This window comes from Gordonia cholesterolivorans, from assembly GCF_039531975.1.
GTDB lineage: Bacteria > Actinomycetota > Actinomycetes > Mycobacteriales > Mycobacteriaceae > Gordonia > Gordonia sihwensis.
Genome location: NZ_BAAARB010000002.1, coordinates 1 through 20,729, shown reverse-complemented (window position 1 = coordinate 20,729; position 20,729 = coordinate 1). Strand labels below are relative to the sequence as shown.

Below are 20,729 nucleotides of genomic sequence, written 5' to 3'. Positions count from 1 at the left end.
CCTCCGGCCGGCCTAACGGCGACCGAGCACGATCAAGTCGAACTCGCTTCGGGTCTCCCGCGGCAACTGGGCGTTCCGGATCGCGGATTCGACGATCGCGTCGCACAGATCCTTGAGCTTGATGTTCTCCTGTTGTGATCGCCAGCGCAGCACGTCGAAGGCGTGCTCGGCGGTGACCCCGTAGACCACCATCAGCATCCCCTTGGCCTGCTCGATGGTGGCGTGCGACTGCCGGAAGTCTTCGATGTGCGCGGCCACCTCGGCGCGGACGGTCTCGTCGGGAACGGTGACGTCGACGTAGTAGCCCTCCGTGCCGATCGGAGTTCCCGACCCGCCGTCGAAGGTACGGCCGATCACGGTCACATCATGGACTCGCCCCTGCACGTCGATGATTCGGTGGCGGCTGGACAGGTGCGTGTGTTCCCGGTGCACCCGGGTCAGTTGGTATTCGAAGGCACCGCGGTCGTCGGGGTGCTTATGACTGATGATGAGTTCCGTGGTCGGTTTCACGCTGCCGGGCCGATAACCGTGCATGCGAGCCACCTCGTCGGACCATTCCCATTCGTCGGTCGCGAACAGATACCGGAAACTGCCGACCCGGGAGTCCTGGGAGTGCTCAGTGGTGTCCCCGGTCATCACAGCCCCTTCTCGGGTTGCGGTCCGCGCACGCACGAAGCGTTTGGCGACCCAATCATTCGGATGCGAACGATGTGAGTTCAACATCTACCACGCGGACGGGGCTCGTACCCGGCGTCGGCGTCAGTCGGCGCCGGGGCGGACCGTCACGACGTCGTCGTCGACGGAGACGACGTCGCACCACGGGATCAGCCGGGACCCGCGCTCGCGCCACCTCAAGAGCCGCGCGATGATCGACGGCCGCACGCCGTCGAACCGGTACGAGCCGAAGAACGAGGCTCGAGGCCGCCGGCCGACGACGAGTCCGGCGATCAGCAATGCGCCGCCGTCGTCCTCCCGCAGGCGCACATCCATCACCTGTCCGATCGATCGGCCGTCGCACCGGACCTGCGCGCCGAGGAGTGTCGAGGCCCTCATCGCCGGCCTCCGGAGCCGGGGATGCGGGAGACGATCTGATCGCGGAACCACCGCTCGGGCCAATTCGAGAGCAGGTCCTCTCCGCTGCCGGTCAGCTCGACCGTCACTCCCACGTCGGCGATCGCCTCCGCCGGGATCGATTCCAGCGCGGTGGTGTCCGGTGTTTGCGCCACCAGCCGGTCGAGCAGGGCCCGCCCGGTGAGCAGGGCCACCACTCGTGGCGTCTGCCCACCGGGCGACATGTCGAACTCCACGTCGTCGACCACACCCACCGGCACGCCGTCACAGTCGATGATCTGGCGATCGAGGAGATGCACCCGTAGATCGAGGGTGCGTTCGGAGTCCGTCATCGGCCCGCTCCCGTCGCGATCATCAACGGGATCGCCGCCGCCGACGCCACGAGGACGACGCCGAGGAAGATCAGGCCGAAGAAGTTGGTGACCCGGCCGTTCACTTGGTCGCCCATGTACTCGGGATCGTTGGCCACCACGAGGATCGGCAGATAGGTCAGCGGCAGTGCCACCGCGGAGAAGACCACCGAGTACTCGGTGACGGCGATCGGATCGACGCCGGTGGCGAGAATCGCCGCGGCGATGAGGATGAACACGCCGATGGTCACGTGGAATCGGGCGGCCTCGCGCGGCGGGCGGGACGCCCCCCACGACCACCCGGCGTACTGGGCCAGTGCGTAACCGGTCGACAGGGCCGTCTCGAGTGCGGCGCCAGTGGTCGCTGCGAGGATTCCGACGAGCGCGAAGCCGACTGCGACCAGGCCCCCGGCCTGCGCCACCGGAAGCATCAGTGCCGACAGGGAGTCGACCTCGACCGACATCGGCTGGAAGGCCACCGCAGTGACACCCATGATCGCGAGGGCGCCGAGACCGCCGAGCGGGAATCCGACGAAGACGTTCAGCCGCATGCGCCGCAAGTCGCGGGCTCCCCAGCGTTCCTCGACACCGCCCGACGAGAAGAAGAAGACTTCGTACGGTGTCATCGCGGCGCCGAACAGCGCGATGGCGTAGTACCAGTACGTCGGAACCGTCTCGTCCTGCGGCACGGCGGGAACCAGATCGCCGGCGAGCTCCGGCGCCGGCCGCAACAGGAAGAAGACGACGGCGAAGACCATCAGGAACAGTCCGAGCAGACCGGTGACGTTCTCCATCGCCGAATACTTCGCTCGCCAGAGGATGATCCAGACCCCGAAGGCTGCGACCGGGATCCAGAGGAAGGGCGCCACACCGCTGACCAGCTGCAGAACCAGCGCGATGCCGCCCAGTTCGGCCGTGAGTGTGAGACCGGTGACCGCCAGCGAGGCGAGCAGGTTGAGCCCGCCGACTCGAGGTCCGAGCCGCTCGCGAATGATCTCGAACGTCGCCCGGCCGCTGCACGCCACCACTCGCCCCGACATCTCGGCGAACAGGATGATGCCGACCACGCCCACCGGAACCACCCACGCGAGAGACAGACCGAACCGCGAGCCGACCACTCCGTCGGTGACGATGTCGCCGATGTCGAGAAACCCACCGATCGCGGTGAGGATCCCGAGTGACGCGGACGTGATGCGAATCTTGTTCTGCTGCAACATCATCGACCACCACTGACGTCTTCGGACAGCGTGTCGAGGCCGGATGCGACCCGCTCGAGTCGACGTTGCGCGGACTTCGCGGCGGCGGATCCCGGGTCGCCGAGCAGCACGCCGCGAGCCGCCACCGCGGCTTCGACCGACGAGGCCAGAGCCGCGTGCACTCGCGCCCGGACCCGTTCGTCATCGGCCGACTCGACCTTCAGCGCGACGATGATCCCCTGGGCTTCGAGCGCATGCGAGACGGCGTCGTCGAGCACGACGCGGGCGGTGGGGCGCAGCAGGTTCCGCTGATTCCACTCGTTGATTCCCCAGGCTGCGGTCAGCACCGCCGACCTCGAGCTGCGCAGCGATTCGGCGAACTCACCCGCCGGTCCTCCCGGAGCACTGGCGCAGGCGCAGATCCCTACCGCGGTCACGATCGCGCAGACGGCTGCCACCGTGCGCCGCGCAGTCCTCCGCCGTCGTGACGGCGTACCGGTCACCGGCACCCGTTCAGGCGATCTGGGTGCGCAGCTGACCCAGCGAGGACGCCAGAAGACGAGAGACGTGCATCTGAGAGATACCCATTCGGCGCGCGATGTCGCTTTGTGAACGACGCTCGAAGAACCTCATGCCGACGATCCGCCGGTTCCGTTCGGGGAGGCGGCGCAAGGCCGGCCGGAGAGTGAGCGAGCGTTCCACTTGCTCGTAGCCGGGCTCGTCGGAGCCGACCGTCTCGAGCAGCGAGCGTGCGTCGTCGGTACCCGACGTGCTGCCGTCGAGAGAGACGGTGGACTGCGCGGCCGACGCGGCCTGCGCACGTCGTACAGCGGACTCCGGCTCGTCGAGCGCCTCGGCGATCTCGGCGACGCCGGGCATGCGTCCGTGGGCCTGGGCGAAGGACTCCTCGGCCTCCCTGATTCGGCTGCGGAGTTCACCGGCGCTGCGTGGAATCCGGATCGACGCCGATCGGTCGCGGAAGTGGCGTCGCACCTCGCCGGTGATGGTCGGTACCGCGAAGGACAGGAAGTCGGTCCCCATCGAGGGATCGAATCGGTCCACCGCGTGCACCAGCCCCAGGCGCGCCACCTGGATCAGGTCGTCCATCGACTCTCCGCGTTCGCGGTACCGCTGGGCGATGTGTCCGGCCAGCGGCAGACAGGCTTCGATCGCCTCGTCGCGGAGACGGTCGTTCCGCGGGTCGGTGACGGGGATGTCCGCGCGTCGGCGCAGAAGTTCACGGACACGGTGGTACTCGTCGGTCATCTGCTGAGCTCCTTTGATCGCACTCTCGCCGTCGCGCGGCGGGTCCGAAAAAGGAGCGGCCGCGCGCGGCGGATCGGAGAGTTCTTGCTCGACGAGAGCGGGAGAATCCGCCGCTCAATCGTCTGCGGGAACCCGGCTGTGCGTTCAACCGAGTGATATCGACCCTACCGACCGGGCAGGTCCGCGACAACCGCTTGAAGGGATCAATCCTTCTTTCGCGCCGAACGCGTCGCCTTGCGGTTCGCCTTCTCGATGGCGTCGACGAGTTCCGCCTTCCGCATACGCGACCGACCCCGGATGTCGAGCTTGCGGGCGACGTTCATCAGATGCTCCTTGGTGGCCTTGGTGTCCACTCCGCCGGCGCTCTTGCCCGATGGATTGGGCCCGCCGCTCTCGTCGCGGGAGTCGGACGGTCCGCGCCTGCTCTTGGCCTCCCAGTGGTCGCCGACCTTCTCGAACGAGTGCTTCAGCGCGCTGTAGGCCACCCGATGCGCTCGCTCTTCCGAGCCGTACTCCTCGAGCGCCGCATCATGGGCCTCGGCGAAGGTGCGCTGAGCCTTGGCGGGCGATCGTTTGATCGTGTCGGGGAGTTCGGACTTCTTCGGTCGGTTCTTCTCATCGGTCTTGGGCATGACCGTCACCTTCCTCTCGGATCAGCCGGGCAGTGTCTCGCCGCCGGTGGGCGCGAGAACCTCTCCCGTGTAGTACGACGACAAGCGGTCTGCGGCGAAGAAGACGTACGAGGGCGCGATCTCATCCGGCTCCGCGGCGCGGCCGTACGGGGCCTGCTCGCCGAACCCCTCGACCTGGTCGGGAGGCATGGTGGCCGGGATCAGCGGTGTCCAGACGGGACCGGGCGCGACGCAGTTCACCCGGATCTCGCGATCGAGCAGGGCCTGCGCGAGCGAGAAGGTGAGGGCGTGCACTGCGCCCTTCGCGGCCGAATAATCGATGAGCTTGCGGTTTCCCCGCAGACCGTTGATCGAGCCGGTGTTCACCACCGTCCCGCCCGGCGTCAGATGCTCGAGAGCCGCATGAGTGGTGTGGAAGACGGCCGCGACGTCGACGGCGAAGGTACGGTTCCACTGCTCTGCAGTCAGCTCCGCGAAATCGTCCACCACCGTCTGAGTGCCCGCGTTGTTCACCAGCAGGTCCAGGCCGCCGAGGGCGTCGACGGTGCCGTCGACGATCCGGCGGCATTCGGCGGCCTCGCCCAGATCGGCTCGCAGGGCGACGGCGCGTCGTCCGGTCTGTTCGACCAACGCGACGGTGTGCTCCGCGTCCGCGTCCTCAGACAGGTAGGCGATCGCGACGTCGGCGCCCTCCTTCGCGAAGGCGACGGCCACCGCGCGTCCGATGCCCGAGTCGCCGCCGGTGACCAGTGCGCGCCGGCCCTCGAGCAGACCGCTCCCGACATAGCCGCGCATCTCGTCCTTCGGCTGCGGATCCATGTCCGCGGTGTCGCCGGGATACGCGATGTTCTGCCGCGGCGCGCCCGCGCCGCTGCGTTCGGTGCTTGCGTTCATGGTCGAGGCTTCCCGGTACGCCCGCTTCTGAAACATTCGCCAGTGAGCCCGACGGTACTCGGCCGCCGCCGTCGGATCCGCGGAATCGCGGGTACGTCGAACGGCCGACACGTACCGTCGACGAACATGAGATCGGGTATTCGCGGAACACTGGCGGGCCGAATCTTCGTGCTGGTGGCGCTGGTGGGGACGGCCCTGGCGCTCGTGCCGGGGACCACTCGGGCGGCGCCGTCGAACTCGGCGGGTTCGGTGATCGACGTGGTGACCCGACCGCCCGGCTGGCGCGGTCTCCAGAACGGCCGCGCCATCGACTACTGGACTCAGGACCCGCAGGGACGACCGGTACCGACCAGCGGCGCACTGTTCGTACCGGCCGGACCGGCGCCGAAGGGCGGCTGGCCGGTGGTGGCGTACACGCACGGCACCTCCGGATACGGTCCCGGCTGCGGAGGCCAGAGCGCACCGGACGCCGAGCCGAATCGGTACATCACCCGCCTCGTGCACTCCGGCTACGCCGTGGTCGCCACCGACTACGTGGGCTTGGGCCGCTTCGATACAGGCGTTCACCCATACCTGAACACTCGCAGTGAGTCCGCCGCGACCATCGACATGCTGCGCGCGGCCCGCAGCGTGGAACCCACGCTCTCGAACCGCTGGGCCGTGACGGGCGATTCGCAGGGTGGCCAGGCCGCACTGGCGACCGCGCATCGACAGCGGTGGTACGGCCCGCGCACGGACTTCCGCGGCACCGTCTCCCTCGATCCGGAGTCGGACGTCGAGAAGGTCATGCCCTTCCTCGGCCCGTACATCCCGGCGATGCCGACACCGCTGAACGGCTCGTACAACTTCCTGCTCGCGATTCTCGCGGGCCTGCGAGCGGCCGACCCCGCTGCGGACGTGAACACCTATCTCACCCCGAAGGGGGAGGCGCTCGTCGATCAGGTCGGCCGGACATGCGACGGTCCGGCCGTCGACCCGGGGATCGCCTTCGGTTCGCTGCTGTCGCGGCCGCTGGGCACCGGGCCGCTGGCACCCGCGCTGATGAAGTACATGGCGGTGCCGGTGTCGGAATACGACGCGCCGATACTGCTCCTGCTCAACACTCGGGACACCACCGTGCCGTCACCGCTGCACGCCAAGCTCGCGGCGGACTTCGCACTCAATCGAGTCGATTACCGAATGGTGGTGGGCAACGGCTCACACACCGACATGGACGCCGCCCAGTGGGCAGCGTTCGACCGCTTCTTCGCGACTCACTTGAAGTGAGTCTGAGTCAGATCAGAATCCACAGGTACGCGAGCAGGCCCAGGACCACGAAGACGATCCACAGCCATCCGATGATGATGGCGGCGGTCGCGAACTCGCGGCCGAGCTGCCGCTTCGCATCGATCTGCCTGCGGGTCTTGTAGCCCAGCCAGATGCCGACCGGCGACAGCAGACCGATCGCGGACAGGACGAAGGCGATCACCGCGTTCCAGTTCAACGGGGCGGCGACTGACGATCGAGCGGTCGATGCGTTGGTCACGGGCTGGGAGTCCTTGTCGGTGACGGGCGACGGCTTGGCCGGTGCGGGCGCGCCGGCCGCCGGAAGGGCGGTGGTGGGGTCGGGTCGCTGCTGATCACCGACCGCCGAGTAAGCGAGTGCGGGTCCCGCACCGGGGCGTTGACCGCCGGTGGGGGGAAGAGGGCTGTTCGGCGGCGGAGAGCCCGCCGGCCGTTGCTGCGCCGGAGGCGGGGGAACGCTGCCCGGCCGGGGCGGTGCCGCGCTCGGAGACGGACCTCCCGGCCGGGCCGCCGACGGCGCCGGACTGCCGGTGGGCCGGACCGTCGGCGGTGGCGTGGGCGCCTGCGGAGTGGGGGTCGGTGCACTTGCGTGACTCGGCCGCCCCGGCGGGCCGGCGGGAGCGGGTCGCTGCCCGGGTGCCGTGTTGGGGGCGACCGGCGGCTTCTCCCACGGCGCGGCCTGCCGGCCGGGCTGCGGGGTCGGCGGTGCCGGGGGCGTCGAACCCGGTCCCGGAGCGGGATTCGGGCTCTGATCGCGCGAGTCGTCGGAAGTCACGATCTACAAATTACCTGTCGGCGGTCAGTCACCGCTCCCGCGCACGTCTTCGATACGCGGTACCGCGGCGGCGACGGGCGGATGCGCGGTCCGCGACCGACGCAGCACCACGGTGATGGCGGTCAGCAGGAGAAGCAGCGTGGATGCGAGGGCGACCAGGAGTTTGTTCGGCATCCGTCCAGCGTGCCAGGAGGCACCCGGTGCACGCCACTGCCGGTCACGGTCGGCGCCGACGTGGTTTCATGGAGCGTGTGAGTGAGCAGAACAAGACCGCGACCCTGCACACCAATCGCGGCGACATCGTCATCGAACTCTTCCCCAACCACGCGCCCGTGACCGTCGAGAACTTCGTCGGGCTGGCCGACGGCTCCAAGGAGTACTCCACCCAGAACGCGAAGGGCGGCACCAGCGGGCCGTTCTACGACGGGGCCGTCTTCCACCGCGTGATCGACGGCTTCATGATCCAGGGCGGCGACCCGACCGGCACCGGCCGCGGCGGCCCGGGCTACCAGTTCAAGGACGAGTTCCACCCGGAGCTCCAGTTCGACCGCCCGTACCTGCTCGCGATGGCCAACGCGGGACCCGGCACCAACGGCTCGCAGTTCTTCATCACCGTCGGCCCGACCCCGCACCTGAACCGTCGCCACACCATCTTCGGCGAGGTCAAGGACCCGGCGTCGCAGGCCGTCGTCGACGCGATCGCGACCACCGCGACCGACCGCATGGACCGTCCGGTCGACGCCGTCGTGATCGAGAGCGTCGAGCTCAGCTGAACTTGACCCAGACCTGTTACCGGCACCCCGACCGCCCGACAGCGCTGTCCTGCACACGCTGCGGGCGGTCGGCCTGTCCGGACTGCCTCCGGCCCGCCTCCGTCGGGCAGCACTGCGTCGACTGTGTGAACGAGGCCAACGCCACCGCCCGTGTACGGACCGACGCTCCCGTCGTCGACGACTCGGCCGCCGCACGCAGACCGGTCGTCACGTACGGTCTCATCGCGGTGAATCTGGCGGCCTTCATCGCTGTGGTGCTGCAGGCGGGCGGGACGTCGAACCTGCTCCTGAAGTCGAGCATCATGCAGCAGGGCGCCCTGGTCACCGGACTCGGTCTCGAGAACGAGTACTGGCGACTGCTGACTTCCGGCTTTCTGCACTGGTCGATCCTGCATGTGGCGATGAACATGATCTCGCTGTACCTGATCGGCGCCGATCTCGAACGCGTCCTCGGTCCGGCCCGCTATCTCGCGGTCTACCTGATCGGCCTCTTCGGCGGCAGTGCGGCGGTGGTGGCGCTGGGTCCCGAGCTCGCTGCGACCGCCGGCGCGTCGGGTGCGATCTACGGCCTTCTGGGTGCGCTGCTGATCGTGGTCATCCGGCTCAAACTGCCCGCGACCACGCTGATCACGGTGATCGTGCTGAACGTGGTGCTCTCGCTCAGCATTCCGGGTATCTCGATCTGGGCGCACTTCGGCGGTTTCGTCTTCGGAGCGGCGAGCGCGGCCGCGATCATCTGGCTCCCGGTCAAGGTACTGCCGCCCGAGAAGCGGACGTATCAGCAGGTCACGCGCGTCGGGTGGATCGGTCTCGCGGCGCTTCTCGTGATCGCGCTGGCGATCGGAACCGGGTTCGCCGCAGCCATCGGCTGAGCGCTTCGGCTCTCAGTTCGTCGAGTCCTTCACCGGCAGGCCCGCGGCGCGCAGCTTCTCGGCCACGGCTGCCGGCTCCTCGCCGAGATCCCACCGGCCGAACACCAGCAGGCGGTCGTCCGGCAGGTCGATCACCAGTTGGCGGCTGCGTCCCACGATCCGCCGCGTGGTCAGCACCGACACCGCGGCGATATCGCCTGATCCGAGGCGGACGGTTCCCCGGAGCGTTCGCACTTCCAACTCCGGACCGTCGAGCAGGACCAGCCGCGGTCTGCGGAGCAGGGAGACCGCGCCGGAGACCATCAACGCCACCGCGGCCAGCCCGATGAAGACCATCGCGGGCGGTTCGGCGTACGACGCGGCCGCCGCGGCGCCCAGCGCGATGCCCGCTCCCACGAGTGCGAGGGCGGCGGGAAGCGGCGTCGCCCACTGTTCATGCACAGCCAAGTCGTTGTTATCCACAGGATCTATCCACAGTGGGGATGAATAACATGTGTGTCATTTCGGCAGCGGCAGTCGCGACCTGGGACTTCGTCGTTTCGGCAGCGGTCAGCGCCAACCCATGGTCATCAACAGGCCGACGACCATGAAGCCGAATCCGATCAGCATGTTCCACGGGCCGAGCGAGGTCATCCAGTCGAGCGCCGAGTACTTCGCCGTCGACGCGCCGAGGTAGTACACCATCAACCAGACCAGACCGATGAGCATCAGGCCGAACATGACGATCTGGTACCAGAGGCCGGACGGTCCCGCCTTCACCTTCACCGGAGTCCGGCTCGCGGTGTTGATGGTGTAGTCGGTCTTCTTCCGGACTTTTGACTTAGGCATATGTCTACGGTAACTGAGTCGAAGCCCAGGTGGGGAACCCGTTAATCTGGACGACGTGCGCATCCTCGTCATCGACAACTACGACAGCTTCGTCTACAACCTGGTCCAGTATCTGGGTCAGCTGGGTGTGGATGCCGTCGTGTGGCGCAACGACGACGAGCAGCTGGCCGACCTGCAGAAGGTGGTCGGCGAATTCGACGGAATCCTGCTGAGCCCCGGGCCCGGAACCCCCGACCGTGCGGGTGCCACCGAGCCGATCATTCCGGTCGCGGCTGCCGCGGGCACTCCGATCCTGGGCGTCTGCCTCGGCCACCAGGCGATCGGGGAGGCGTTCGGCGCCACCGTCACCCGGGCACCCGAACTCCTCCACGGCAAGACCTCGCTCGTCTTGCACGACGGCGTGGGTGTGCTGGAGGGACTGCCGCAGCCCTTCGTCGCGACCCGGTACCACTCGCTGACGGTGGCACCGGAGACGATCCCGGACGAACTGGAGGTGACCGGCCGCACCGAGACCGGCATCGTCATGGCGATGCGGCACCGGGAGCTGCCGATCCACGGAGTGCAGTTCCACCCGGAGAGCGTGCTGACGCAGGGCGGTCACCGGATGCTGGCGAACTGGCTCCGGATCTGCGGCCTCACAGTTCCCGAGGGCAGGGTCGCCGAACTCGAAGATCAGATGGCGAAGGCGCTGGCCGGCGCCGAGTAGCCGGCGTCCCGGTCAGCCGGGGAGCAGGCTCGCCCGGCCGATGACCACCGACACCGTCGCGTTCTTGCGCAGCTTGCTGCCCGCGGCCGGGCTCTGCGAGATGACCTTGCCGTCGTCCTTGCTGGCGAGACCGACGCCGCGCTCGCTGGAGCTGAGGGTGTTCGGCTCCCAGCCCGCGTCCTCGAGCGCCCGCTGGGCGTCCTCGAGACTCTTGCCGCGCAGATCCGGCATCACGAACATGTTGCCGCGCGAGACCTGAACCTGGATCACGCTGCCGACCTCCACCGTCGCTCCGGGGTTCGGCGAGGTGCTGACCACCTGTCCCGCCGGAAGCTCCGAATCGACCTGCACGGTCTTCATCTCCAGTTGGAGCTGGTCGAGCACGTTCTGGGCCTGGCCGGAAGTCTGGCCGCGCAGGTCCGGAAGGGTGACCTCCTTGGGGCCGGTACCGATGTACAGGATCACCGGTGCGTTCACCGCCGCGGGAATGCCCGTGCGCGGATTGGTCCGGACCACTTTGTCCTTGAGCGCGACCGTGGATTCGGAGTTCTGCGTCTTCACCTCGGTGAATCCGAGCACCTTGAGAGCTTCGGTGGCCTCGTCGGCGGATTTGCCGCGCAGATCGGGGATGGGCTGTCGCTGGGGTCCGGACGAGATGTACAGCGTCACCTCGGAGCCCTTGGGGGTCGGGACGTCGTCGCCGGGCGCCGTCCGGGTGGCCAGGCCCGTCGCGATGTCGGTGCTGGCCTCCTCGGTCCGCTTCACCGTGAAGCCGGCCTGCTCCAGGTTCGCCTGTGCGGCGTCTGCGGCCAGCCCGGCGACTTTCGGAACGGCGATGAGCGGCGCCGTGGTCTTCCACGGCGACCACGCGAACAGACTGATCAGGAGCACGACGATCGCAGCGATAGCGATCGCCACCTGCACGCGCCCGCGCCGCAGCAGACCGCCGCGTCCTCCGGTCTCCTCCTCATCGCCGTCGTCTCCGGTTCCGCGACGGCTGGGCAGAGTCTCGTTGCGCACCGCGAGGCGCGGCGACTCGATGAGGGCGGTCTGCTCCTCGTCGGTCAGCAGCATCGGCGCGGACGGTTTGCCGCCGGCGAGGACCTTGATGAGGTCGGCGCGGAAATCGGCCGCGGTCTGGTACCGGTTGGCCGGGTTCTTGCTCATCGCCTTCATGATCACCGAATCGAGTTCGGGGGTGATCTCCGGCCGGATCGACGACGGGCGCCGCGGATCCTCGTGCACGTGCTGGTGGGCGACGGCGATCGGGGAGTCACCGGTGAACGGCGGTTCTCCGGTGACGAGTTCGAACAGCACGCAGCCCATCGAGTAGATGTCGCTGCGGGGATCGACCTTGATGCCGCGCGCCTGCTCGGGCGAGAGGTACTGCGCCGTCCCCATCACCGCGGACGTCTGCGTCATGGTCGCCGACGTATCGTCCATGGCGCGGGCGATGCCGAAGTCCATCACTTTCACCGCGCCCGTGCGGTCGATCATCACGTTGGCCGGCTTCATGTCGCGGTGGACGATGTTGTTCCGGTGCGAGAAGTCCATGGCCGCGGCCACGTCGGCCATCCAGGTCATCGCCTGCTTCTGCGCGATGTGTCCCGACGAGCGCAGCAGATCCCGCAGAGTCTCACCCTCCACGTACTCCATGACGATGAACGGCAGCGGGCCCTCGTCGGTCTCCGCTTCGCCGGTGTCGAAGACCTGCACGATGCTCGGGTGGTTCAGCTTCGCGGCGTTCTGCGCTTCGCGGCGGAACCGCAGATAGAACGTGGGGTCCCGGGCGAGATCGGCACGCAGGACCTTGATGGCCACGTCACGGTGCAGCAGCAGGTCGCGCGCGAACTGCACCTCGGACATACCGCCGAAACCGAGTGTCTCACCCAGCTCGTAGCGGTCAGAGAGATAGTGCGGATCGATCATGATCGCTCACCCCCCGCCGCCGGGCAGGCCCGGAATCGTGATCGGGGGGAACAACGGCCGCGTCGTCGGCTCCTCCGTCGTCGGCTCCTCGGAGGTCGTCGTCGGCTCCTCGGTGGTGGTGGGCTCCTCGGTGGTGGTGGTCGTGGGCGTGTCCGACGTCGTCTCACGAGTCCGGGTTGTGGTCTCGTCGGTCGTGGTCTCCCGCTCGGTCACCGTGGTGGTGACGTGCGAAGACGAGGGCGTCGGTGCGGTGGGCGTGCGAGGGCTGGTGGTGAGCCAGTAGGCGACGAGCGCGATGGCTGCGAGCAGCAGCAGTGCGGCCACCGCCGTGAGCACCTTGTGCGTGGTGCTCCATCCGCCGTCGTCGACCGGCGTGGCGGCCGTCGAGACGCCGGTCTGCGGCGGCTGCTGCTGGCCGGGCGAAGTCATCGCACGGGTCGACGGGCGCGGTGCCGCGGCAGCGGCGGCGACTCCGGCGGCGCCGAGAGCGCTCCGGGGAATCGGCGGACGGTTGCCCGCGCGGACCGCGGCGACGGCGTCGGCGAACTCGCCGCCGGTCGCATACCGCTGCGCGGGGTCCTTCGACAGCGTGATCTCGATGAGTTCACGCACCGGTGCCGGCAGGTTCTGCGGCAGCGGCGGCGGAGGCTCCTGAATGTGCTTCATCGCGACGGTGATGGCACCGTCGCCCAGGAAGGGCCTGCGGCCGGTGAGCGCCTCGTATCCCACTACGCCGAGCGAGTACACGTCCGATGCGGCGGTCGCCTCGCCCCCGGTGGCCTGCTCCGGAGAGATGTACTGGGCGGTGCCCATCACCATGCCCGTCTGGGTGACGGGCGCGGCGTCGACCGCCTTGGCGATGCCGAAGTCGGTGATCTTGACCTGACCGGTGGGCGTGATGAGGATGTTGCCCGGCTTCACGTCGCGGTGCACGAGACCCGCCGTGTGCGCGGCCTGCAGTGCGCGGCCGGTCTGCTCCAGCATGTCGAGGGTGTGCGGCAGCGAGAGGTGGCCCATCCGGGCGATCACCGAGTTCAGCGGCTCACCGTCGACGAGTTCCATCACCAGGTAGGCCAGCGGGTCGCCGCCGTTGCGATCGGGGGTCTCGCCGTAGTCGAAGACGTTGGCGATGCCCGGATCGTTGAGCCGCGCGGTGGTCTGCGCTTCGGTGCGGAACCGGCCGAGGAACTCCGAATCGTTGGAGTACTCGGCCTTGAGCACCTTGACCGCCACCCGGCGGCCGAGACGTGTGTCCAGGGCTTCCCAGACCTGGCCCATGCCACCAGTGGCGATCAACCGGACCAGTCGGTACCGGTCGGCGATGATGGTGCCGTTCTGCAGGCTCATCGAGCACCTCCCGCGTATGCGTTGATGACAGCGCGTCCGATCGGGGCCGCTGCGAGGCCGCCGTACGAATTCTGTCCCCTATTGCCGTTTTCAATGATGACCGCGACCGCGATCCGTGCGTTCGAACTCGGCGAGAACGCGATGTACCAGGCGTACGGCGTCTCACCTCCGCCGGCCGTGTCCGAATGCTCTGCGGTGCCCGTCTTGGACGCGATGCCCGCCTGGGCGCCGGACGTGTGCTGCTCCGACTTCACCATCATGTCGGTGATCTGATCGGCCTCCTCGGCCGTCAGCGGCCGGTTGAACGCCGACGGCGCCGTGGTGGAGATGGTCCGCAGGTCGGCGGTCTGCAGCTTGTCGACGAGATACGGGCGCATGCGGACGCCGCCGTTGGCGACGGTCGCGGCGATCTCCGCGTTCTCCAGGACGGTCAGCCGCACATCGCGCTGTCCGATCGCCGACTGCGCCAGCGCGGCCCGATCGTCGCCGATGTCGCCGACGGTCGACTTCGCGACGTCCATCGGAATCCCCGGGGGATCCTCGCCGACGCCGAACTGCTTGGCCGTGGCGGTGAACTCCTCCGACGCGTCACCCGGCACCTTCTCGGTCATCAGCTGGGCGAAGGCGGTGTTGCACGAGTACTCGAAGGCCTGCGTCAGGGTCACCGTGCCGTTCGAGGCACCGGGACACGTGCTGCCGCTGTCGTTCGAGAGGGTCGCGGTGCTGTCGGGAAGCGTGATGACCGACGACGACGTCAGCCGTGCGTCCGGCGACACCCCGGCCTTGAGCGCGGTCGCAGTGGTGACCACTTTGAAGGTCGAACCCGGCGGATACAGCGCGTTGATCGCACGATTGGTCAGCGGATCGTCGTTCCCCTCCGCGTTGAACTTCTCCCACGCCTTCTCGGCCTTGCTGAAGTCCTGGGTGGCCAGCGCGTTCGGGTCGTAGCTGGGAGTGGACGCGAGCGCGAGGATCTTGCCGGTGCTCGGTTCGAGCGCGACCACCGCGCCGCGGCACGGCCCCTCGCAGCCGGCGTCGGTGAGTTCGCGGTAGGCCACTCGCTGCAGCTTCGGGTCGATGGTCGTCACGACGTTGCCGCCGCGCGGATCGCGGCCGGAGAACATGTCCATGAACCGCTGGGTGAAGAGGCGGTCGTCGTTGCCGTTGAGGATCGAGTCCTCGGCGTACTCGATGCCGCGGTCGGCCCGGTACACGAACGAGAAGTAGCCGGTGACCGGGGCGAACGTCGTCGGATCGTTCGGGTACTGGCGCAGGTACTTGAAGCGGTTGTCGGTGGGGACCGATTCCGCGAGCACTGTGCCGTCCGCGGCCACGATCACGCCGCGCTGACGCGCGTACTCGTCGAGCAGGACACGTGAGTTGCGCGTGTCGGTGCGGAGCTTGTCGGCCTTGAAGACCTGCACGTAGGTCACGTTGGCGAGCAGGGCCACGATCATGACGATGCAGGCGATGGCGACCTTCTGAATGGGACGGTTCACTGGCGACGCACCGCCCGGGTGGCCATCGCGTCGACCGGACGGCTCGGGCGCGGCTTCGGAACGTCGGGCTCGCGCGAGGCGTTCGAGACCCGGATCAGCAGTGCCAGGAGGATGTAGTTCGCCAGCAGCGACGAGCCGCCGTAGGCCAGGAACGGCGTCGTCAGACCGGTGAGCGGGATCAGCTTGGAGACGCCGCCCAGGACGACGAAGACCTGGAAGACGATCGTGAAGCTCAGGCCGGCGGCGAGCAACTTGCCGAAGCTGTCGCGGACGGCGACTGCCGCGCGGAGTCCGCGGATCGTGACGATCAGGTAGAGCATCAGGATCGCCGCCACGCCGACCAGTCCGAGTTCCTCGCCGAACGAGGTCAGGATGAAGTCGGTGTTGGCGAACGGCACGATGTTGGGACGCCCGGAACCGAGTCCGGTGCCGAACATGCCGCCCGTCGCGAAGCCGAACAGGCTCTGCGCGATCTGATATCCGTACGTGTCATACTGCGCGAACGGGTCCTGCCAGATGGATACGCGGATCCGGAGGTGCTCGAACAGCTGGTAGGCCACCGTGGCGCCGAGGGCGAACAGCGTGACGCCCAGCATCAGCCAGCTCACCCGCGAGGTGGCGATGTACAGCATCGTCAGCACCGTCGCGAAGATCAGCAACGGCGTGCCGAGGTCGTTCTCGAGCGCGAGGACGCCGATCGCGATCACCCACGCCGCCAGCAGCGGACCGAGGTCGCGCAGGCGGGGGAAGTCGATGCCGGCGAACTGCTTGCCCGCAGTGGTGAACAGGTCGCGCCGGGACACCAGGAACGCCGCGCTGAAGATGATGATGAGGATCTTCGAGAACTCACCCGGCTGGATGCTGAATCCGGGGAGGATGATCCAGTTCCGCGAGCCGTTGACCTCGGCCATCGACGCGGGCAGGATCGCCGGGATGGCGAGGAAGATCAGCCCGCTGACACCCAGGGTGTACGCGTAGCGCGACAGCGTCCGATGGTCGCGCACCACCATCAGGGTGACGCAGAACGCGACGATGCCGAGGACCGCCCACAGCAACTGCTGGTCGGCGTTGTGGGTCACCTCGTCGGCCTTGACGACTTCGTCGTGCCGTGACGATCCCAGGTCCAGACGGTGGATCATCACCACGCCGAGGCCGTTGAGCAGGGCCACGCACGGCAGCAGCAGCGGATCGGCGTAGGGAGCGAACCGGCGGATCGCCAGGTGCGCGACGCCGAAGAGCGCGATGAAGGCCGCGACGTACTTGACCAGATCCCAGCTGAGGGTCTGGTCCTGCGCGGCCTGAACCGTCAACAGCGCCGCGAAGACCACGAAGACCGCGAACGAGAGCAGCACCAGCTCGGTGCGCCGTCCCGCGCTCTTGGGCCGCGGAGCGGGAGGTGCGTGGACAGGTGGAGCCGACGTCATCCGTCGCTCCTGCAGGTGTTGTGGCCGTCCGCACCGACCGTAGGAATGGGCGCAGACGAGGTCTCACCGGACTTCGGCGCACCGCTGGGTTTCGGGGCCTCCGGCTTCGACGTCTCGGGCCTGGGCGTCTCCGACCGCGGCTCGCCCGGCTTGGGTGCTTCGGGCTTGGGAGTCGCCGGCGGCTCGGGCGGTGCGCACTTGGGCAGGAACTCGAGTCCGCGGACGCGGTCCCGGGTGCTCTCGAGTGAGTTGTTCTTGATGCTGTTGGAGGTCACGGCGCTGCGGCCGATACCGGTGAGGTCGTCGACCTTCATCGGCGTGCACGACGCGGTCGAGTCGGACGGCTGGAACCGGACGGTCGGCGAGTCGGCGGTCAGGTCGTCGACGCAGACCCGCTCCTTCGGCGCCCGCACTGTGAAGAACAGCAGGTTGTCGGGGGTTCCGGAGTAGATCTCGACGTTGCCGTCGACCGCGGTGACGAAGGTGCTCGCCATCGCCTTCGACCGCACCACGAAGAACGCGGTCACCAGAAGTCCGATGATCGCGAGGACCGCGATGATGAGGACCGGCCAGCGCCAGCTCGCCTTCTTGGCGGGCTCGGGTTCGGTGGCGGTGATGGTCGGGCGCGCCGGTGCGGGTGCGGGCGGGCGGAGGGCGGCCGCGCGACCGGCCGCCGTGGCCGGATTGGGGACGTATCCCGCGGAATCGTCCTCGCCCGCGGCGCCGCCGACGATCGGCGTCGAGTCGCCGTACTCGTCGTCGACGACGTCGGCCACCACGACGGTCACGTTGTCCGGACCGCCGCTGCGCAGTGCCAGCTCGATCAGCCGGTCGGCGCAGGCCTTGTGGTCTTCGATGGAACCGAGGGTATCGGCCAGCGTCTCTTCGCTGACGACGTCCGACAGCCCGTCGCTGCAGAGCAGGTAGCGGTCGCCGGCCCGGGCTTCGCGCATGATGAGTGTCGGTTCCACGGCCTGCCCCGTCAGGGCGCGCATGATCAGGGAGCGCTGCGGGTGGCTGTGAGCCTGCTCGGGGGTGATCCGGCCCTCGTCGACCAGACTCTGGACGAAGGTGTCGTCACGCGTGATCTGGCTCAGCTGGCCGTCGCGGTACAGGTAGCCGCGGGAGTCGCCGACATGGCACAGGCCGATCCGGCTGCCGGCGAAGAGGATGGCGGTGAGCGTGGTGCCCATGCCGTCGAGTTCGGGTTGCTTGGCGACTTGCTCGGCGATGGCCGCGTTGCCGTCGGCGGTGGCGCGTTCGAGTGCCGACAGGAGATCGCCGCCGGGCTCGTCGTTGTCGAGCGGTCGCAGCGCCTGGATCACCAGTTGGCTGGCGACCTCGCCCGCCGCGTGACCGCCCATGCCGTCGGCGAGCGCGAGGAGTCGCGCGCCGGCGTAGACGGAGTCTTCGTTGTTCGAGCGGACCAGGCCGCGGTCGCTCCGCGCGATGTAGCGCAGCACTAGGGTCACGGGCGTAACTCAATCACGGTCTTGCCGACCCGGATCGGTGTGTTGATCGGAGCGCGGACGGCGGTGGTCACCTTGGCACGGTCGAGGTACGTGCCGTTCGTCGAACCGAGGTCTTCGACATACCAGTCGTCACCGCGCGGAGAGATGCGCGCATGACGCTCTGAGGCGTAATCGTCGGTGAGAACCAGCGTGGAATCGTCGGCCCGCCCGATCAGGACCGGTTGCGTGCCGAGGGTGATGCGGGTGTTGGCGAGAGCGCCCGCCGTCACCACCAGATAGCGCGCGGTACCGCGGGATCGCGCGGCCCGCTGCTTGCGCTCGGCTCGTCCGGAGGTCAACGGCATCCGTGCGCCACCGGCCGCGGCCAGATCGGCGCGCATCGCCCGGATGATGGCGTACACGAAAAGCCAGAGCAGGATGAGGAATCCGAATCGGATCACCTGCAGCAGGATGCCCTGCATCTACTCCCATCACCTCCCTCACAGACGGGTATCCGGTTCCTCGTACCCCCGGATGCATTCAACGGTCGGGTGACCGTGCAGTCACCCGATGAGCATCTTATGCGGAAACTACTACTGGAACCGGACGGTGATGTCCGAGTGGCCGAGCCGGATGCGGTCGCCGTCGGCGAGCTCCCAGCTGCTGACCTGCAGGTCGTTGACGGTGGTTCCGTTCGTCGAGTTGAGGTCGGTCAGCATGGCGGTCTGACCGTCCCAGCGGATCTCGACATGGCGGCGCGAGACGCCGGTGTCGGGCAGGCGGAACTGCGCGTCCTGACCGCGGCCGACCACATTGGAGCCCTGCCGCAGGGAGAAGGTGCGGTTGCTGCCGTCCTCCAGCACGAGGGTGATGGCCGACGGCGCGTAGCCGGCCGGCTGACCGTAGGCGGCCGGAGCGTACCCCTGCTGCTCGTAGGGCGGCTGCTGCGGAGCGTACTGCTGGTCGTACGCGGGCTGTCCGTACTGCGGCTGGCCGTAGCCCGGCTGCGCGTACTGCTGGTCGTAGCCGCCCTGGTCGTACTGCGGCTGCTGGCCGTAACCCTGCTGGCCCTGGTCGTAACCCTGCTGGCCCTGGTCGTAACCCTGCTGGTCGTACTGGGGCTGCTGGGCGTACTGCTGGTCGTAGCCGGGCTGCTGGTTGTAGTCGTACTGCTGGCTGTAGCCCTGATCGGCCGGCTGCTGCGGCGGGTACTGCTGCGCCTGCTGCTGTCCGTATGCCTGCTGGTCGTAGCCGCCGCCCTGGTCGTACTGCGGCTGCTGGCCGTACGGCTGCTGCGGTTCCTGACCCTGCTGCGGATACCCGCCCTGCTGGTTGTAGTCGTACTGCGGGTAGTTCGGATCGCCCTGCGGGGCGTAGCCGTAGTTCTGGCCGCCCTGGTCGTTTCCGGGGGGATTTGTCATGGCTCGGGCTCCTCGGTCGAGACTTTCAGGTCGGTATGTCGGCTGCTGCTCCGCCGGCGCACGGCGCTGTGCCAGTGGTCGTGGCGCGACGTCGGGGTCGACGACGCCACGAGTGTGGAACTGACCGGTGTGCAACGACGGCGCTTGTTCGAACTCTACGACGACAGACCCGTAAGTCTGCCACCCATTGTCCCGGATGAAGTCCTCCAAATGGCGCGAGAAGATCTTCCGGTTCAGTTCGTACTCGGTTGCGACGTGATCAAGATCCGAGTCGCTCAGCGTCACCACGTAGCTGTTGGCCACCAAGGTCGCGCCGTCGCCCAGGTCTTCGGCCGAGGTCTCGGCCTCCCGCTGCAGGGCGTGCTCGATCTCCTGCGGTGCGACCTTGCCGCCGAAGACCCGGGCGAACCCGCCGTCCACGGCGGACTCGAGCTTGCGCTCGATCCGGTCAAAGAAACCCACGAGATCTCGTGCCCTTTCCCTCGGTTGGCGTGTCGACGTGCATACCTTGTCTCAACATGTTACCGGCCGGAAAGACATGACGGAGACTCGTGAATGACTCCTGTACCGGGCGTCACAGGAGTAACAGGTGGGGCAGGCGGGCGCCAATGTGCGTCGTCGCAGGTCATCACCTCTGTGGAGGCGTGGTTTTTCATTTGGCCGGGTGTGCGTGCTATCTTTTTCAAGTCCACACGGACGCCGGTCGTTCGATCGACCAGCCACGGGCGAGTGGCGGAATGGCAGACGCGCTGGCTTCAGGTGCCAGTGTCCTTCGGGACGTGGGGGTTCAAGTCCCCCTTCGCCCACAGTTGTGATGAGTCGCGACATCGTTTACACACGATGTCGCGACTCATTGCTTTTCCGGGGGTTCAGGTGTGGCCTTCCGGGTTAAAGGCCAGAATGTGTGTACGGTTCGGGCGTGGCGTCGGGTGGTTTACCGGTTTCGGCCTCCCCATCCGTGTTGGATGCCGTTGCCGTCTTCCCAGTTGAAGCCTGTGTCGTAGGCGGCGG

The 20,729-nt window shown here is 68.0% G+C and carries 23 protein-coding genes and 1 tRNA gene; 5 read left to right on the top strand and 19 right to left on the bottom strand.

Annotation, left to right across the window (positions count from 1 at the left end; translation table 11 throughout):
* Positions 1–12: 12 nt before the first annotated feature.
* The 8 genes from ABFX36_RS01770 to ABFX36_RS01735 form a co-directional block, all read right to left on the bottom strand.
* Positions 13–636, bottom strand: a complete 624-nt coding sequence (locus ABFX36_RS01770; RefSeq protein WP_006896795.1) for a PAS and ANTAR domain-containing protein — start codon at positions 634–636, stop codon at positions 13–15.
* A gap of 123 nt (positions 637–759) precedes the next feature.
* Positions 760–1,053: a hypothetical protein gene (locus ABFX36_RS01765; protein WP_039867573.1), complete on the bottom strand. Its 294-nt coding sequence runs from the start codon at positions 1,051–1,053 to the stop codon at positions 760–762.
* Positions 1,050–1,403 (bottom strand): hypothetical protein, encoded by a 354-nt coding sequence (locus tag ABFX36_RS01760; RefSeq protein WP_006896797.1) that lies wholly within the window; start codon positions 1,401–1,403, stop codon positions 1,050–1,052. The genes ABFX36_RS01765 and ABFX36_RS01760 overlap by 4 nt, the downstream gene beginning before the upstream one ends.
* On the bottom strand, positions 1,400–2,638 hold the full coding sequence (locus ABFX36_RS01755) for an NRAMP family divalent metal transporter (protein ID WP_006896798.1): 1,239 nt from the start codon (positions 2,636–2,638) through the stop codon (positions 1,400–1,402). The genes ABFX36_RS01760 and ABFX36_RS01755 overlap by 4 nt, the downstream gene beginning before the upstream one ends.
* On the bottom strand, positions 2,638–3,075 hold the full coding sequence (locus ABFX36_RS01750; RefSeq protein WP_039867574.1) for a hypothetical protein: 438 nt from the start codon (positions 3,073–3,075) through the stop codon (positions 2,638–2,640). The genes ABFX36_RS01755 and ABFX36_RS01750 overlap by 1 nt, the downstream gene beginning before the upstream one ends.
* A gap of 55 nt (positions 3,076–3,130) precedes the next feature.
* On the bottom strand, positions 3,131–3,883 hold the full coding sequence (locus ABFX36_RS01745; protein WP_006896800.1) for a SigB/SigF/SigG family RNA polymerase sigma factor: 753 nt from the start codon (positions 3,881–3,883) through the stop codon (positions 3,131–3,133).
* 203 nt (positions 3,884–4,086) lie between these two features.
* Positions 4,087–4,515 (bottom strand): ChaB family protein, encoded by a 429-nt coding sequence (locus tag ABFX36_RS01740; protein WP_006896801.1) that lies wholly within the window; start codon positions 4,513–4,515, stop codon positions 4,087–4,089.
* Positions 4,516–4,536: 21 nt separating this feature from the next.
* On the bottom strand, positions 4,537–5,409 hold the full coding sequence (locus ABFX36_RS01735) for an SDR family oxidoreductase (protein ID WP_006896802.1): 873 nt from the start codon (positions 5,407–5,409) through the stop codon (positions 4,537–4,539).
* Positions 5,410–5,535: 126 nt separating this feature from the next.
* Between ABFX36_RS01735 and ABFX36_RS01730 the strand changes: the two genes are divergently transcribed.
* Positions 5,536–6,675, top strand: coding sequence for an alpha/beta hydrolase family protein (locus ABFX36_RS01730; RefSeq protein ID WP_222110794.1), 1,140 nt, complete (start codon positions 5,536–5,538; stop codon positions 6,673–6,675).
* A gap of 7 nt (positions 6,676–6,682) precedes the next feature.
* Here ABFX36_RS01730 and ABFX36_RS01725 read toward each other — a convergent pair whose 3' ends face one another.
* Together ABFX36_RS01725 and ABFX36_RS01720 are read right to left on the bottom strand one after the other, a co-directional pair.
* Complete coding sequence (locus ABFX36_RS01725; protein ID WP_157225326.1) at positions 6,683–7,468, bottom strand: DUF4190 domain-containing protein; 786 nt, start codon at positions 7,466–7,468, stop codon at positions 6,683–6,685.
* Between the two features lie 24 nt (positions 7,469–7,492).
* Complete coding sequence (locus ABFX36_RS01720) at positions 7,493–7,642, bottom strand: hypothetical protein (protein ID WP_169317717.1); 150 nt, start codon at positions 7,640–7,642, stop codon at positions 7,493–7,495.
* A 68-nt stretch (positions 7,643–7,710) separates the two neighbouring features.
* Here ABFX36_RS01720 and ABFX36_RS01715 point away from each other — a divergent pair, with 68 nt between their 5' ends.
* Positions 7,711–8,241 carry a peptidylprolyl isomerase gene (locus tag ABFX36_RS01715; protein WP_006896805.1) on the top strand — a complete coding sequence of 177 codons (531 nt, stop codon included), beginning with the start codon at positions 7,711–7,713 and terminating at the stop codon, positions 8,239–8,241.
* Positions 8,242–8,366: 125 nt separating this feature from the next.
* Positions 8,367–9,113: a rhomboid family intramembrane serine protease gene (locus ABFX36_RS01710; RefSeq protein WP_222110795.1), complete on the top strand. Its 747-nt coding sequence runs from the start codon at positions 8,367–8,369 to the stop codon at positions 9,111–9,113.
* A 12-nt stretch (positions 9,114–9,125) separates the two neighbouring features.
* Here ABFX36_RS01710 and ABFX36_RS01705 read toward each other — a convergent pair whose 3' ends face one another.
* Together ABFX36_RS01705 and crgA are read right to left on the bottom strand one after the other, a co-directional pair.
* Entirely contained in the window at positions 9,126–9,554 is a 429-nt protein-coding gene (locus tag ABFX36_RS01705; RefSeq protein WP_308128684.1) for a PH domain-containing protein, read from the bottom strand.
* Between the two features lie 108 nt (positions 9,555–9,662).
* Complete coding sequence (gene crgA / locus ABFX36_RS01700) at positions 9,663–9,941, bottom strand: cell division protein CrgA (protein WP_006896808.1); 279 nt, start codon at positions 9,939–9,941, stop codon at positions 9,663–9,665.
* 55 nt (positions 9,942–9,996) lie between these two features.
* Between crgA and ABFX36_RS01695 the strand changes: the two genes are divergently transcribed.
* Positions 9,997–10,647, top strand: a complete 651-nt coding sequence (locus ABFX36_RS01695; protein ID WP_006896809.1) for an aminodeoxychorismate/anthranilate synthase component II — start codon at positions 9,997–9,999, stop codon at positions 10,645–10,647.
* 12 nt (positions 10,648–10,659) lie between these two features.
* Here ABFX36_RS01695 and pknB read toward each other — a convergent pair whose 3' ends face one another.
* The 7 genes from pknB to ABFX36_RS01660 form a co-directional block, all read right to left on the bottom strand.
* Positions 10,660–12,576 (bottom strand): Stk1 family PASTA domain-containing Ser/Thr kinase, encoded by a 1,917-nt coding sequence (gene pknB / locus ABFX36_RS01690; protein ID WP_222110797.1) that lies wholly within the window; start codon positions 12,574–12,576, stop codon positions 10,660–10,662.
* Positions 12,577–12,582: 6 nt separating this feature from the next.
* Complete coding sequence (locus ABFX36_RS01685) at positions 12,583–13,923, bottom strand: protein kinase domain-containing protein (protein WP_222110798.1); 1,341 nt, start codon at positions 13,921–13,923, stop codon at positions 12,583–12,585.
* Positions 13,920–15,422 carry a peptidoglycan D,D-transpeptidase FtsI family protein gene (locus ABFX36_RS01680; RefSeq protein WP_006896812.1) on the bottom strand — a complete coding sequence of 501 codons (1,503 nt, stop codon included), beginning with the start codon at positions 15,420–15,422 and terminating at the stop codon, positions 13,920–13,922. Before ABFX36_RS01680 ends, ABFX36_RS01685 begins: the two co-directional genes overlap by 4 nt.
* Complete coding sequence (locus ABFX36_RS01675) at positions 15,419–16,846, bottom strand: FtsW/RodA/SpoVE family cell cycle protein (RefSeq protein ID WP_346074737.1); 1,428 nt, start codon at positions 16,844–16,846, stop codon at positions 15,419–15,421. The genes ABFX36_RS01680 and ABFX36_RS01675 overlap by 4 nt, the downstream gene beginning before the upstream one ends.
* A complete protein-coding gene (locus ABFX36_RS01670; protein ID WP_006896814.1) occupies positions 16,843–18,318 on the bottom strand; it encodes a PP2C family protein-serine/threonine phosphatase in 1,476 nt (491 codons plus the stop codon). The genes ABFX36_RS01675 and ABFX36_RS01670 overlap by 4 nt, the downstream gene beginning before the upstream one ends.
* Complete coding sequence (locus ABFX36_RS01665) at positions 18,315–18,779, bottom strand: FHA domain-containing protein FhaB/FipA (protein WP_006896815.1); 465 nt, start codon at positions 18,777–18,779, stop codon at positions 18,315–18,317. Before ABFX36_RS01665 ends, ABFX36_RS01670 begins: the two co-directional genes overlap by 4 nt.
* A gap of 111 nt (positions 18,780–18,890) precedes the next feature.
* Positions 18,891–20,180 (bottom strand): FHA domain-containing protein, encoded by a 1,290-nt coding sequence (locus ABFX36_RS01660; protein ID WP_062367473.1) that lies wholly within the window; start codon positions 20,178–20,180, stop codon positions 18,891–18,893.
* 261 nt (positions 20,181–20,441) lie between these two features.
* Between ABFX36_RS01660 and ABFX36_RS01655 the strand changes: the two genes are divergently transcribed.
* Positions 20,442–20,524: transfer RNA gene (locus ABFX36_RS01655), tRNA-Leu, on the top strand.
* The last annotated feature ends 205 nt before the right edge of the window (positions 20,525–20,729 follow it).